8 protein-coding genes and 3 pseudogenes are annotated in these 13,248 nt (G+C 74.2%); 7 read left to right on the top strand and 4 right to left on the bottom strand.

Going from position 1 to position 13,248, the window contains the following annotated elements; all coding sequences use genetic code 11:
- Window positions 1-8 precede the first annotated feature (8 nt).
- From acs to GC089_RS03915, 3 genes and pseudogenes are all read right to left on the bottom strand, one after another.
- Window positions 9-2,032: pseudogene (gene acs / locus GC089_RS03905) on the bottom strand (acetate--CoA ligase).
- Window positions 2,033-2,206: 174 nt separating this feature from the next.
- Window positions 2,207-3,103 (bottom strand): hypothetical protein, encoded by an 897-nt coding sequence (locus tag GC089_RS03910; protein ID WP_155376565.1) that lies wholly within the window; start codon window positions 3,101-3,103, stop codon window positions 2,207-2,209.
- A gap of 184 nt (window positions 3,104-3,287) precedes the next feature.
- Entirely contained in the window at window positions 3,288-4,199 is a 912-nt protein-coding gene (locus GC089_RS03915; protein WP_155376566.1) for a formate/nitrite transporter family protein, read from the bottom strand.
- Between the two features lie 271 nt (window positions 4,200-4,470).
- Here GC089_RS03915 and GC089_RS03920 point away from each other — a divergent pair, with 271 nt between their 5' ends.
- The 4 genes from GC089_RS03920 to GC089_RS03935 all read left to right on the top strand — a co-directional run bounded on the left by GC089_RS03920 (window position 4,471) and on the right by GC089_RS03935 (window position 9,432).
- On the top strand, window positions 4,471-5,484 hold the full coding sequence (locus GC089_RS03920; RefSeq protein ID WP_230685045.1) for a LacI family DNA-binding transcriptional regulator: 1,014 nt from the start codon (window positions 4,471-4,473) through the stop codon (window positions 5,482-5,484).
- Window positions 5,485-5,829: 345 nt separating this feature from the next.
- The gene (locus GC089_RS03925; RefSeq protein WP_230685046.1) at window positions 5,830-7,407 is read left to right on the top strand and encodes an extracellular solute-binding protein; all 1,578 of its coding nucleotides are present in this window, start codon (window positions 5,830-5,832) and stop codon (window positions 7,405-7,407) included.
- Window positions 7,408-7,474: 67 nt separating this feature from the next.
- On the top strand, window positions 7,475-8,512 hold the full coding sequence (locus GC089_RS03930; RefSeq protein WP_155376568.1) for a sugar ABC transporter permease: 1,038 nt from the start codon (window positions 7,475-7,477) through the stop codon (window positions 8,510-8,512).
- A 5-nt stretch (window positions 8,513-8,517) separates the two neighbouring features.
- Entirely contained in the window at window positions 8,518-9,432 is a 915-nt protein-coding gene (locus tag GC089_RS03935) for a carbohydrate ABC transporter permease (protein ID WP_155378916.1), read from the top strand.
- Between the two features lie 35 nt (window positions 9,433-9,467).
- On the opposite strand, the pseudogene GC089_RS03940 reads toward GC089_RS03935, so the two are convergent.
- A pseudogene (locus GC089_RS03940) lies at window positions 9,468-10,918 on the bottom strand (NAD-dependent malic enzyme).
- A 181-nt stretch (window positions 10,919-11,099) separates the two neighbouring features.
- On the opposite strand from GC089_RS03940, the pseudogene GC089_RS19900 reads away from it, so the two are divergent.
- The 3 genes and pseudogenes from GC089_RS19900 to GC089_RS03960 all read left to right on the top strand — a co-directional run.
- Window positions 11,100-11,276, top strand: a pseudogene (locus GC089_RS19900) (NUDIX domain-containing protein); the annotation flags it as partial.
- 675 nt (window positions 11,277-11,951) lie between these two features.
- Complete coding sequence (locus GC089_RS18825; protein WP_230685047.1) at window positions 11,952-12,929, top strand: hypothetical protein; 978 nt, start codon at window positions 11,952-11,954, stop codon at window positions 12,927-12,929.
- Window positions 12,926-13,246, top strand: a complete 321-nt coding sequence (locus GC089_RS03960; protein ID WP_155376570.1) for a transcriptional regulator — start codon at window positions 12,926-12,928, stop codon at window positions 13,244-13,246. Before GC089_RS18825 ends, GC089_RS03960 begins: the two co-directional genes overlap by 4 nt.
- The last annotated feature ends 2 nt before the right edge of the window (window positions 13,247-13,248 follow it).

The following is a 13,248-nucleotide window of genomic DNA, read 5'->3' on the forward strand; positions in this document are numbered from 1 at the left end:
GCGGCGGGTCAGTCGGACGAGGCCGCGGGCGTGTTCAGGCCGGCCGCGATGAGGTCCATGACCGAGGAGTCCGCGAGCGTCGTCGCGTCCCCGACCTGCCGGTGCTCCGCCACGTCGCGCAGCAGGCGTCGCATGATCTTGCCCGACCGGGTCTTGGGCAGCTCCGGCACCACGAGGATCTGCCGCGGCTTGGCGATGGGGCCGATCTCGCGCGCCACGTGGTCGCGCAGCGTCTGCTGCACGGCGCCGGCGTCCGCGCCCGCCGCCTCCGTGGCGTCACCGCGCAGGATGACGAACGCGACGACGGCCTGCCCGGTCGTCTCGTCGGTCGCGCCCACGACCGCGGCCTCCGCGACCCACGGGTGCGAGACCAGCGCCGACTCGATCTCGGTGGTGGACAGCCGGTGCCCCGAGACGTTCATGACGTCGTCGACGCGTCCGAGCAGCCAGATGTCGCCGTCCTCGTCCTTCTTGGCGCCGTCCCCGGCGAAGTAGATGCCCGGGAACCGGGACCAGTACGTGTCCTTGTACCGCTCGGGGTCGCCCCAGATGCCGCGCAGCATCGACGGCCAGGGCTCGGTGAGCACCAGGTAGCCCCCGTGCCCGTTCGGCACGGGCTTCGCGTCGTCGTCGACGACGTCGGCCGCGATGCCCGGCAGGGGCACCTGCGCCGACCCCGGCTTGGCCTCCGTGACCCCGGGCAGCGGGCTGATCATGATCGCGCCGGTCTCGGTCTGCCACCACGTGTCGACGACGGGCGTGCGGTCGCCGCCGATGACCCGGCGGTACCAGGTCCACGCCTCGGGGTTGATGGGCTCGCCCACCGAGCCGAGCACGCGCAGCGACGACAGGTCGAACCGGCCGGGGATCTCCTCGCCCCACTTCATGCACGTGCGGATCGCCGTCGGCGCGGTGTAGAGGATCGACACCTTGTACTTCTGCACGATCTCCCACCACCGGCCGCGGTGCGGGGTGTCGGGCGTGCCCTCGTAGATGACCTGCGTCGCGCCGTTCACGAGCGGCCCGTAGACGACGTAGGTGTGGCCCGTCACCCAGCCGATGTCGGCCGTGCACCAGTACACGTCCGTCCCGGGCTTGAGGTCGAAGACGTTGAGGTGGGTGTAGGCCGCCTGCGTGAGGTACCCACCCGTGGTGTGGAAGATGCCCTTCGGCTTCCCGGTCGTGCCCGACGTGTAGAGGATGAACAGCGGGTGCTCGGCCTCGACGTCGACGGGCGTGTGCTGCGGGGAGGCGACGTCGACGGCCTCGTGCCACCAGACGTCGCGGCCCTGCGTCCACTCCACCGGCTGCCCGGTGCGGCGCACCACCAGCACGTGCTGCACGCTCGGTGCGCCCTTCGCGAGCGCCTCGTCCACGGCGGGCTTCAGCGCGCTGGCGTTGCCCCGCCGAAAGCCGCCGTCGGCGGTGACGACGAGCTTCGCCTCGGCGTCGAGGATGCGCGAGCTCAGGGCCTCGGCGGAGAACCCGCCGAACACGACCGAGTGCGGGGCGCCGATCCGCGCGCACGCGAGCATCGTCACGACGGCCTCGGGGATGAGCGGCATGTAGATGGCCACGCGGTCGCCCGTGCGCACACCGAGCGCGGAGATGGCGTTGGCCGCCTTGGAGACCTCGCGCTGCAGGTCCGCGTACGTGAGCGTGCGGGTGTCGCCGCCCTCGCCCTCGAAGTGCAGCGCGACCCGGTCGCCGTTGCCCGCCTCGACGTGCCGGTCGACCGCGTTGTACGCCGCGTTGAGGCGGCCGTCGGCGAACCAGCGCGCGAACGGCGCGTCGGACCAGTCCAGGGTCTGCGTGAACGGCGTCGACCACGTGAGGAGCTCACGGGCCTGCTCGGCCCAGAACGTGGGGCGGTCGGCGTTGGCCCACGAGTACAGGTCGGCCGTCGCGTTGGCCTGCGCCGCGAACTCCGGGGACGGGGGAACCGGCGGTCCTCCGTCAGGAGGTTCTCCAGGCCGGGCGACGCGGCGGGCGCGGCGTCGGTCGGTGTGGCGGCGGCGGACGGTTCGGTCACGGTGTCTCCCTGCGCAACGGCGTCGGTGCGGCTCTTCGGTGCTGACCTGAGGGGTCCTCGCCACGGACCTTAGTCCCGGGCGCGGACGCGGCGCACGCACGCGGACCGGCGCCCGGGTCGTCCGGTGCGTGGCGGACCGGGGTCCGGTCCGTCCGGATCGCCCCCGGCGCCGCTTCAGGCCGCGCGGTTGCGCTCGCGGAAGACGCCCAGGTGGACGCCACGCCGCCGGGCCACCGCGGCGACCAGGCCGGCCACGAGCAGCAGGACGCCGGCGAGCAGCAGCGTGCCCGACGTCGCCGCCACCGTCGTCTCCACCGTGGTGCGGTACCACGCGTCCGCGTCGACCAGCGCGAGCACCTGCTGCCGGGCGATGCCGGGCGCGTACAGCGCGAGCCCGCCCAGCAGACCGAGCACGGCACCGCCCGTGAGGGCCACGGCCGGGGTCCACAGCGCCAGCAGCAGCACGGCCGCGAGCAGCACGACCCCCACGGAGACCAGCACGATCCCGAGGACCTCGAGCGAGGCGTCCCAGTCCCCGGCCTGGACCGTGAGGATGCGGGACTGGCCGACGAGCGTCAGCAGCGCCGCCACCGGTGCGAGGACGAGGCCCACGAGGACCCCCAGCACGTGCGTGCCGGCGTGCGCCGTGCGCGGCGCGTTCGGGTCGGGGAAGAGGTCGTCGTCGCCGTCCCCGTCGCGCGGTCCGGCGCGGTTCGGCCCCGGGGCGTCCTCGTGCGCCGCGGCGGCCGGCACGTCGTGCCCGGCGGGGCCGGCGGACGGCGCCGCGGACGGCCGGGCGCCGACGGCCTGCGACCCGGCGGGGTCGGCGACGGCGGCCCGCGCCGGCGTCGCGCTCGTCTCCGGGTGCGTCGCCGCCGTGGTGGGCGGTCCGGGGGGTGCCGGTGCAGGGCCCGTCGCACCCGGAGCGGAGGCGCTCCCGCGCACCGGCTCGAGCGGCTCGGGCGGCGTGGGCACCGGTCGAGCGACCGCGTGCCGGCCGGTGTCGGTGCTCGGCTCGCCCGTGCCCCCGCGCCCGGGGCCGGCGGGCCGCTGCGGGTCGGACGTGCTCATGCGTGCTCCCCGGGATCGCGCCTCGGCGTCCGCGGACGCCCTGGTCGGACCACGCTAGTGCGGGGCCGGGCCGGGTGCGGGACGGCGCGCGGGGGCAGGCCGGAGCGGTGTGCGGCGGGTGTGCAGCGGCGCGTGGTGCGGGGCGTGGGGCGGGGAAGGGGCCGGGCAGGCCCGGGCCTCGGGGTCAGGGGCGCGCGGCGGCGGCACCGGTGACGATCGGGCAGGTGGCGTGAGCGGGCTCGCCGGACGTGGTGCGGGACGTGCTGCCGGACGTGCTGCCGGGCGTCGTGCCGGGCGTCGTGCCGGGTGTCGTGCCGGGTGCGGCGACCGGACCTGTGCCGTACGCGTACGCGGCCCCCACGAGCACGGCGCCGCCGAGCGTGTTGCCGACGGCCACGACGGCGAGGTTGCGTGCCGCCTCCGCGAGGGTCGCGCCCGGCACGTCGCCGTAGAGCGCGAGCGAGAACGTCGTCATGTTCGCGACCACGTGCTCGAAGCCGGAGGTGATGAACACCATGACGCAGCCGACGACCACCGCCACCCCCGCGGTGCCGGGACCGAGCCGTGCCCAGCACCAGACCGCGAGGCACACCAGCAGGTTGCAGAGGACGCCGCGGACCAGCAGCTGCGGGGTCGTCGCGTGCGCCTTGTGCTCGACGAGCCGGGCGAGCGCCTCGCCGGCCGCGGTGCCGGGGGCGGTGACGCCCGCGAGGTGGACGAGCGCCGCGAACGCCGCCGAGCCGACCAGGTTCCCCGCCAGGAGGGCCCCCAGGGTGCCCCCGGCGCGGGCCCAGCCGACCCGGCGCGCGAGCGCGCCCTGGGTCAGCACCATCATCGCGCTCGTCGCGAGCTCGCCGCCCGCGACGAGCACGATCGTCAGCGCGACGCCGAAGACGAGCCCGTTGACGAGCGGCGCCCACGGCGAGCCCGCCACGACGAGGGGGCCGCCGGCCGTGAGCAGGACGAGCACGCCGATGCCGATCGCGGCGCCGGCGAGCATGCTGCGGACCAGCAGCAGACCGGGCGTGCGCAGCAGCGCGACCTTGTGCACGGCCGCGTCGGCCTGTGCGGCGACGGCCTCGGGGATCGTGAGCACGGCCCCATCGTGGTGGTGCAGCGGCGGCGTCACCCGGGACGAAAGGGCAGGTCGCGCGCATCAGGCGGGCCTGGGCGCGTCCGCCGGCGCGAGGTCGGCGACGGGGCGGCCGCGCCCGGCTGCGGGCGGGGGCGCGGCCGGACGCCCACGGACGGGCCGTGCACCTGGGACAGTAGGGCCGCGGCGGACCCGGACGACCCGGCGGGCGCCGGGGAAGGCTGGAGGAGCGCAGGTGGGAGCGTCGGTGGGCAGGGGCGGGCGCGTGGCGACGATGAGCGACGTCGCACGGCTCGCGGGCGTGTCGAAGATGACCGTCTCGAACGTCCTCAACGACCGGCCGCGCGTCGGGGACGAGACGCGCCGGCGCGTGCTCGCCGCGGTCGACGAGCTGGGGTACGAGATCAACCTGACGGCCCGCCGGCTGCGTGCCGGACGTGTCGACACGGTCGCGCTCATCGTGCCCCGCTTCGACCACATGTACTTCGCCGAGCTCGCGGCGTGCTTCGCGGTCGAGGTGGCCCGGCACGACCGGCACCTCGTGGTCGCGCAGTCCGGTGCGAGCCGGGAGGGCGAGCTCTCGGCGCTGTCCCAGGCCCGGCTGCGGCAGTACGACGCCGTCGTGCTCAGCGCCGTCGGCCTCTCCTACGACGAGGTGGACGCCCTGAGCCTGTCGCAGCCGCTGCTGCTGCTGGGCGAGCAGGAGGTGCCGCCGCGGTTCGACCACGTGAGCATCGACAACGCCGGCGGGGCGCGGCTCGCGGTGGGGCACCTGCTGGACCGCGGGGCCCGGCGGGTCGCGGTGGTCGACGGTCCGCCCGTGCCGGCGTCCGACGTCGCGGCGGGTGCCCCCGACGCGACGTCGGACCAGCGCATCGAGGGCTGGCGCGCGGCGCACCGCGAGCGCGGGCTCGTGGCGGACGAGAGCCTGCTGCTGGGCGGTGCGCTCTACACCGCGGAGGGGGCGCGCGACGTCCTGGCCCGGGCGCTGGCGGACGGACGGCGGGTGGACGCGGTCTTCGCCGTGACGGACGAGATGGCCTACGGCGTGCTCGCCGCCCTGCACGACGCCGGCCTGCGCGTGCCGCAGGACGTCGCCGTCGTCGGCTTCGACGACCTGCGGGGGAGCGCCTTCGCGGTGCCGGGGCTGTCGTCGGTCGACCCGGGGCGCGAGTGGATCGCGCGTCAGGCGGTCGCGGTGGTCGAGCGTCGCCTGGCCGGTGACGACTCCGGGCCCGTGCGGCTCACGGCCCCGGTGGAGCTCGTGGTGCGAGGGTCGAGCGCCTGACGGCGGCACGGCGCGCCGGGTCGCCCTCTCGGGGCGTTGACCGCGGTGCTCGGCGCCGCATAGTGTCCCCGCCCATCGGTAGGTGTATCGATAACGCAACGGGGTGTATCGATACAGCACGGATGGCCCGCCGCTCCTGCGCGGGGGCCCGGTCGACGGTGACCGGGGTCCCGTGCGTGCGGACGGCGGGTGCGGGTGAGACGTGGACGACGACCGGGCGACGTCCCGGACGGATCTCGACGAGGAGAGCCAGATGACACGTGCGGGCAACTACGGAGGGCGTCGGTCGCGGTCCACGCGTGCCGCCGCCGCGGTCGCGGCGGCGCTGGCGCTGTCGCTCGCCGCGTGCGGCTCCGGGGCGGCGACGGCGACGCCGCCGACGCCGGGACGACCGGCGCGATGGAGGACTACGCCGCGGGCGACCAGTTCGAGGCCACCGAGCCGGTGGAGTTCTCCATCCTGTGGACCGACTGGCCCGAGGTGACGGTGAAGGACTCCTGGGAGTTCTTCGACGTCCTCAAGGAGCGCACCAACGTCGACCTGAAGACGACGCACATCCCGCTCAGCGACCACCTGGAGAAGCGCAGCCTGCTCATCAGCGCCGGCGACGCGCCCGAGATCATCCCGCTCGTCTACACGGGTGAGGAGAAGCAGTTCGCGGCGTCCGGGTCGGTCGTCGCGCTGAGCAAGTACCTCGACCAGATGCCCCACTTCCAGAAGTACGTGGAGGAGTGGGACCTGCAGGAGATGGTCGACAACCTGCGCCAGGAGGACGGCGAGCTGTACATGCTCCCCGGCTTCCAGGAGGTGTCGGTGCCGATGTTCACCCTGCTCGTCCGCAAGGACAAGTTCGACGAGCTCGGCATCGAGATGCCCGACACGTGGGACGAGTACCGCGAGGCGTTCCTCAAGCTGAAGGCCGCCTACCCGGACTCCTACCCGCTGCAGGACGGGTTCCAGGGGCAGTCGCTGCTCAACTACGCCGCCCGCGGCTTCGGCACGCAGGCCGGCTGGGGCTTCGGCGACGGCATGCAGTGGGACGAGGACGCCGGCGAGCTCGAGTACGCCGCGACCTCCGACGAGTACAAGGAGATGGTCGAGTTCTTCCACGGCCTCGTGCAGGACGGCCTGCTCCACCCCGACTCGTTCACGGTGCAGGACCAGGAGGCCGTCGAGCGCGTCGAGCGGCTCGTCTCCGAGGGCAAGGCGTTCGCCGGCTCCGGCGCGAGCGGCACCGCCATCGAGTGGTCGCAGGCCCTCGACACCACCGTCGGGCCGGGCAACTACGAGGTCGTCCAGGTGCCGCCGCCGGCGGGCCCCGCGGGTGACCTCGTCGAGCCCCGCAACTTCTGGCACGGCTTCATGATCACCAAGGAGGCGGAGAGCAAGCCGCACTTCACGGCGCTCCTGCAGTTCCTCGACTGGCTGTACTACTCGCCGGAGGCGCGCGACATGCTCCGCTGGGGCGTCGAGGGCGAGACGTACACGAAGTCCGGCGACGAGTACACGCTGAACCCGGAGTACCGGCTCGACATCTTCAACCTCAACCCGGGCGCGCCCACCGACATCCAGAAGGACCTCGGCTGGAGCACCTTCCTCGCGGAGGCGACGGAGTCGCGGGCGCTGAAGGAGTCGTACGCCACCGACCAGGCCGTCGAGTACATCGACCAGGTGCTGTCCACGCGCACGCCGACCGACCCCAACCCGCCGGCCCCGCTCTCCGAGGCCGACCTGGAGCAGGCCGCCCTGCTCGGCACGCCGCTCAAGGACGCGGTCGACACCGCGACGCTGCGCTTCATCCTCGGCGAGCGTCCGCTGAGCGAGTGGGACGCGTACGTCGCCGAGCTCGAGGCGAAGGGGCTGCAGCAGTACGTGGACCTCTACAACACGGCGCGCGAGCGCTTCGCCGAGAACAACGGCTAGGACCTCGGGTCGCCCCGGTGGGCCGGGCCCGTCCCGGCCCACCGGGGTCCTCGGGAAGGAGAGGGACATGAGATCCACCCGGGTCCTCGCACCGCCCGCGGGGCGCGGCACCACCGAGGTCGTCGTCGACGCCGACGCCGCGCCGGCGCCGCCGTCGGGCCGCGGCCGCCCCGGCCGTGCCGGGCGTGCGGGGCGCGGCCGACCGGTGCCGTGGCGGGTCACGCTGCGGCGCGACTGGCCGTTGTACGCGCTCGCCGTGCTGCCCGTGCTGTTCCTGCTCGTCTTCCGCTACCTGCCGATGGCGGGCAACGCGATCGCCTTCCGGCGGTTCCGCCCCGGCGGCAGCATCTTCGGCGACGAGTGGGTCGGGCTGCGCTACATCACGATGTTCATGAACGACCCGACGTTCTGGGCCGTCTTCACCAACACGATCGTGCTCGGCGCGCTGACCCTCCTGGTCTGCTTCCCGCTGCCGATCGTCCTGGCGCTCATGCTCAACGAGCTCCGTTCCCGCCGGTTCAAGAAGCTCGTGCAGTCGATCTCCTACCTGCCGCACTTCCTGTCGGTGGTCATCGTCGTCGGCATGCTCATGCAGCTGCTGTCGCTGCAGGGCACCGTGAACCAGCTCATCGAGGGGCTGGGCGGCGAGGCCGTCCCGTTCCTGCAGCGCCCCGAGTGGTTCCGCGTGATCTACGTCGGCTCGGAGATGTGGCAGACGGTGGGCTGGGGCACGATCCTCTACCTCGCCGCGCTGACCACGGTCGACACCTCGCTGTACGAGGCGGCCCGCATCGACGGCGCGAACCGGTGGAAGCAGACCTGGCACGTGACCCTGCCGGGCATCCGGCCGACCATGATCACGCTGCTCATCCTCAACGTCGGCACGTTCCTCAACGTCGGCTTCGAGAAGGTCCTGCTGCTCTACAACCCGCTGACGTACGAGACCGCGGACGTCATCTCGACCTACCTGTACCGGGTGGGCCTGGTGTCGAACAACCTCAGCTACGCGGCGGCGATCGGCCTGTTCCAGGCGGTGATCGGTCTCGTCATGATCCTCACCGCCAACCTCATCTCCCGACGAGCGGTGGGAGCGAGCCTGTGGTGACCCAGATGACGGCCCCGGTGAAGATGCACGCGCGGCCCGTGGGCGCGCGCGACTCGCGCGGCTACCGCGTCTTCACGTGGCTCAACGTGTCGGCGCTCGTGCTGGTGATGGGCGTCATGCTCTACCCGTTCCTCACGGTCGTGGCCCAGTCGTTCAGCAGCGAGGCGGCGATCCGGTCGGGCGACGTGAGCTTCTGGCCCGTCGGGTTCAACCTCAACACCTACCGCGCCGTCGCGGAGAACCCGCTGTTCTGGGCCAACTACCGCAACACCGTCGTCTACACGGTGGTCGGCACGGTCGTCGCGATGGCCCTGACCACCACGTACGCGTACGTGCTCTCGAAGCGGCACCTGCGCGGGCGGGGGCTGCTCATCGGGTTCGCCGTGTTCACGATGTTCTTCAACGGCGGCATCATCCCCAACTACGTGCTCATCTCGTCGCTGGGGATGAAGAACACCCTGTGGGCCGTCGTGCTGCCGGGGGCGATGTCGATCTTCAACCTGCTCGTCATGAAGTCGTTCTTCGAGAACCTCCCGGGCGAGCTGGAGGAGGCCGCGAAGATCGACGGGCTCGGCTGGTTCGGCATCCTCGGGCGGATCGTGCTGCCGCTGTCGAAGGCGGTGATCGCGACGATGGTGCTGTTCTACTCGGTGCAGTACTGGAACGACTGGTTCACCGCGTTCCTCTACATCGACGAGCAGCAGCGCCAGCCGGTGACGATGTTCCTGCGCAACCTCATCGCCGGGGCGTCCTCCGCGGCGTCGGAGGGGGCCGCCGCGCAGAGCGCCGCGACGCAGTCGATCTCGGTGAACATCCAGGCCGTCACGATGGTGCTGACCGTGCTGCCGATCCTGTGCGTCTACCCGTTCGTGCAGCGGTACTTCGTGTCCGGCGTGATGCTCGGCTCGGTCAAGGGCTGAGCCGCGGGGAGGGGCGCCCGGTCGCGCGGTGCGGGTCACCGTGCGGCCGGGCGCACCTGCGCGATCTCGCCCGTGGTGGGCGCCGACTCCGCGGCGACGCCCTCGGCACCGGCCGCCCGCCGCACGGCCGCCGCGACCACCGTCGTCACCTCCGGGTTGAACACGCTCGGCACGATGTACGTCGGGTTGAGCTCCTCCGGGCGCACGACCGACGCGAGCGCCTCGGCCGCCGCGAGCAGCATCCCCTCCGTGATCGTGTGCGACTGCGCGTCGAGCAGCCCGCGGAACACGCCCGGGAACGCCAGCACGTTGTTGATCTGGTTCGCGAAGTCCGAGCGGCCCGTGCCCACGACCGCCGCGTGCTTGGCGGCCTCGTCCGGGTCGATCTCGGGGCGGGGGTTCGCGAGCGCGAACACGACCGCGTCGGGCGCCATCCGCGCGACGTCGGTCGCCGTGATGACGTCCGGGGCGGAGACGCCGACGAAGACGTCCGCCCCCACGATGGCGTCGTGCACGGTGCCCGTCACGCCGCGCGGGTTCGTGTGCTCCGCCGTCCACCGCAGGGACGGGGTCAGTCCCGGCCGGCCCACGTGCACGACACCGTCGATGTCGGTCACCACGACGTCACGGACGCCCGCGGCGAGCAGGAGCTTGAGCACCGCCGTGCCGGCCGCGCCCGCACCGGACATGACGACCCGCACGTCCTCCATGCGCTTGCCCACCACCGTCAGCGCGTTGCGCAGCGCCGCCACCACGACGATCGCCGTGCCGTGCTGGTCGTCGTGGAACACCGGGATGTCGAGGGCCTCGCGCAGGCGGCGCTCGACCTCGAAGCAGCGCGGGCCGAGATGTCCTCGAGGTTGATGCCGGCGAACGCGGGGGCGATGGCCTGCACCGTGCGGACGATCTCGTCCACGTCGGTCGTGTCGAGGCAGATCGGGAAGGCGTCGATGTCGGCGAACCGCTTGAACAGCACGGCCTTGCCCTCCATCACGGGCAGCGCCGCCAGCGGGCCGATGTCACCCAGGCCCAGGACCGCCGTGCCGTCCGTGACCACCGCGATGGTGTTCCGCTTGATGGTCAGCCGGCGCGCGTCCTCGGGGCGCTCGGCGATCGCCTGCGACACGCGCGCGACGCCCGGGGTGTACGCCATCGACAGGTCGTCGCGGTTGCGCAGCGGCACCTTCGACTCGATCGAGAGCTTGCCGCCCAGGTGCATGAGGAACGTGCGGTCCGAGACCCGCTTCACCGTGACGCCCTCGAGGGCCTCGAGAGCGGCCACGACGTCGGCCGCGTGCTCGGTGTCCCGGGTCGCGCACGTCACGTCGACCGTCATGGCCTCGTGGAAGGACGCCGTCACGTCGAGGGCCGTGACGATGCCCCCCGCCCGCTCGATCGCGGTGGTGAGGTCCGAGACCGCCGTCGGGCTGGCCTGCACCTCCAGCCGCGCGGTGATGGACGACGACACGGAGGGTGCGGTGACCATGGCGCCATTGTGTCCCGGCGCACCCGGTCCGGCCGGTCGGTCGCCTGCGTAGCATCGGCGGGTGCCCACGCCTCCCTTCGTCCTGGCCCTGCGCGAGCACGTGGGGCACGCCCTGCTCTGGCTGCCCGGGGTGACCGCGGTCGTGCTGCGCGAGCACCAGGGGCGCGAGCAGGTGCTGCTCGTGCGGCGCGCGGACAGCGGCGCCTGGACCCCGGTGACGGGCATCGTCGACCCCGGCGAGGAGCCCGCCGTCGCCGCCGCGCGCGAGGTGCTCGAGGAGGCCGACGTCGTCGCGGTGCCCGAGCGGCTCGCCCGTGTCGGCGTCGTCGGCCCCGTCACCTACGAGAACGGCGACCGCTCGACCTACCTCGACCTCACGTTCCGGTTCCGCTGGGTCTCGGGCGAGCCGTCCCCGCGGACGGGGAGAACACCGACGCCGCCTGGTACGACCTCGACGCCCTGCCCCCGCTCTCGCCCGACATGGCGGCGCGGCTGGCCGCCGGGCTGGAGCCGCGCGGCGAGGCGACGTTCGTCGCGTGAGCGACCCCCTGGCGGCGCTGGCCGCCGTACCCGCGGTCGCCGAGGCGGTGCAGGCCGCCCGGACCGCGTGCGAGCGGCTGCGCTGGCACGAGGCGTTCCGGCGGCGGTGGCGCGAGGTGCGCGCCGAGAGCGGGCTGCGCGCCGCGGCGGCGTCGGCCGCGCTCGACGGCGCGCCGGTGGGCGTCGAGGTGCTGCGGGCGTGGGCGACGGGCGGGGGAGCGCCGCGGGGCGGGCCCGACCTGGTCGCCACCGGTGCCCTGCGCGCGCAGGCGGTGGTCGAGGCGGCGCTGCCCGCGCTCGGCGGACGCGGCGGCGGGGCGTCGGTGCCCCTGCCGCAGCTCGTCGCACGCGTGCACGCCGCCGCGGCGGCGGACCTGCTGCCCGACGCGGACCTGGGCCGGCCGCGCGTCGGGGACGCCCGCGACCTGCGCGGGCTCGGCGCCGCCCCGCCCCGGACGAGGCGGCCGCGCGGCTGGCGGCGCTCGCGGACGTCGTGCGGGGGACGGCGGCGCCGGGCCTCGTCGTGGCGGCGGTCGTGCACGCCGAGCTGCTCGTGGTGCGGCCGTTCACCGCCGGGAACGGGGTCACCGCGCGCGCCGTCGCCCGGTACCTGACGGCGACCACGGGTCTGGACCCGACCGGCGCGGTCCTGCCCGAGCCCGCGTGGCAGGCAGCTGCGGCGCCCTACCTCGCCGGGGCGGCGCGCTACGCGACCGGGACGCCCGACGGCGTCGCGGCCTGGCTCGTCGCGTCCGCCCACGCCGTGCGGGCGGGGCCGAGGCGGCGCGGGAGGTGGCCGACCAGGTGCTCGCGGGACGCCTCGGCGGGGCCGCACCCCGCGGGTGAGGTGCGTGGACGGGCGTTGACGGCGGTCACTCTGCGCGGCAGAGTGACCGCCGTGGTCACCGTCCCCGAGTACGTCGACGCACTGCGGCGCCGGCAGCGCGCCGCACGGCACACCGGCTCGCTCGTCCTCGCGGTGCACGCGGCCGCGGTCGCCGTCCTCGCGGTCGCGCAGGTCGACTGGGGCCTCGCCTCGTGGCGGTGGCAGAACCTGGTGCCGGCGGTCGTGTACGTCGTGCTGTGGGCGGTCGTGCGCCTGCGGGAGCGGGTCACCGGCATGGGCGGCGGCCGTGACGGCTTCGGCGTGATGGCCGCGTTCGCGCTCGCGCTCGCCCTGCTCCCGTTCGGGTACCTGCTCCTCCTCATGGCCGGGCCGGGCGTCGTCCTCGGTGCCGGGCTCGTCGTCGTCGGCGTGCGGCAGCGCTCCGCGCTGCTGTGGGGGCACGGGCTCGTGCTGGCGGTCGTCTCACCCCTCGCCCGGCTCGGGACGCTCGACAACCACGCGTGGTTCCTCGGACCGCACGCGGGCGCGACCGGCCTCGGCCTCGTCGCGCTCGCCCTCGTCGTCGCCGCGACGCGGGCGCTCGCCGCCGAGCGGGCCGTCCTGGCGGGCGCGCCCGCAGCGTGAGCGCGACCGACCGCCACCCGCTCGCGGACCTCGACGAGACGGTCCACCAGCGGGCACGCCTGGGCATCCTCGCGGTGCTCGCCGAGCACGAGGAGGCGGACTTCACCCATCTCAAGCGGACGCTCGGGCTCACCGACGGCAACCTCGGGAGGCACCTCGAGGTGCTGGTGGAGGCGGGCCACGTCGAGCTGCGCAAGGGGTCGGACGGGCGCCGGCCCCGCACCTGGGCGCGCATCACCGCGCAGGGCACGCGCGCCCTCACCGCCGAGGTCGAGCTCCTGCGCCACCTGCTCCGCCTCGACCCGCCCACCCCCTGACC

Origin of the sequence: Cellulomonas sp. JZ18 (genome assembly GCF_009720485.1) — a bacterium.
Classification (GTDB): domain Bacteria; phylum Actinomycetota; class Actinomycetes; order Actinomycetales; family Cellulomonadaceae; genus Cellulomonas.

Excerpts from the sequence above, each read along its gene's own strand:
- GC089_RS03920 (WP_230685045.1), top strand. The coding sequence starts at position 4,471 with ATGAGCGACGTCGCACGGCTCGCGGGCGTGTCGAAGATGACCGTCTCG.
- GC089_RS03935 (WP_155378916.1), top strand. The coding sequence starts at position 8,518 with ATGACGGCCCCGGTGAAGATGCACGCGCGGCCCGTGGGCGCGCGCGAC.
- GC089_RS03930 (WP_155376568.1), top strand. The coding sequence starts at position 7,475 with ATGAGATCCACCCGGGTCCTCGCACCGCCCGCGGGGCGCGGCACCACC.
- GC089_RS03910 (WP_155376565.1), bottom strand. The coding sequence starts at position 3,103 with ATGAGCACGTCCGACCCGCAGCGGCCCGCCGGCCCCGGGCGCGGGGGC.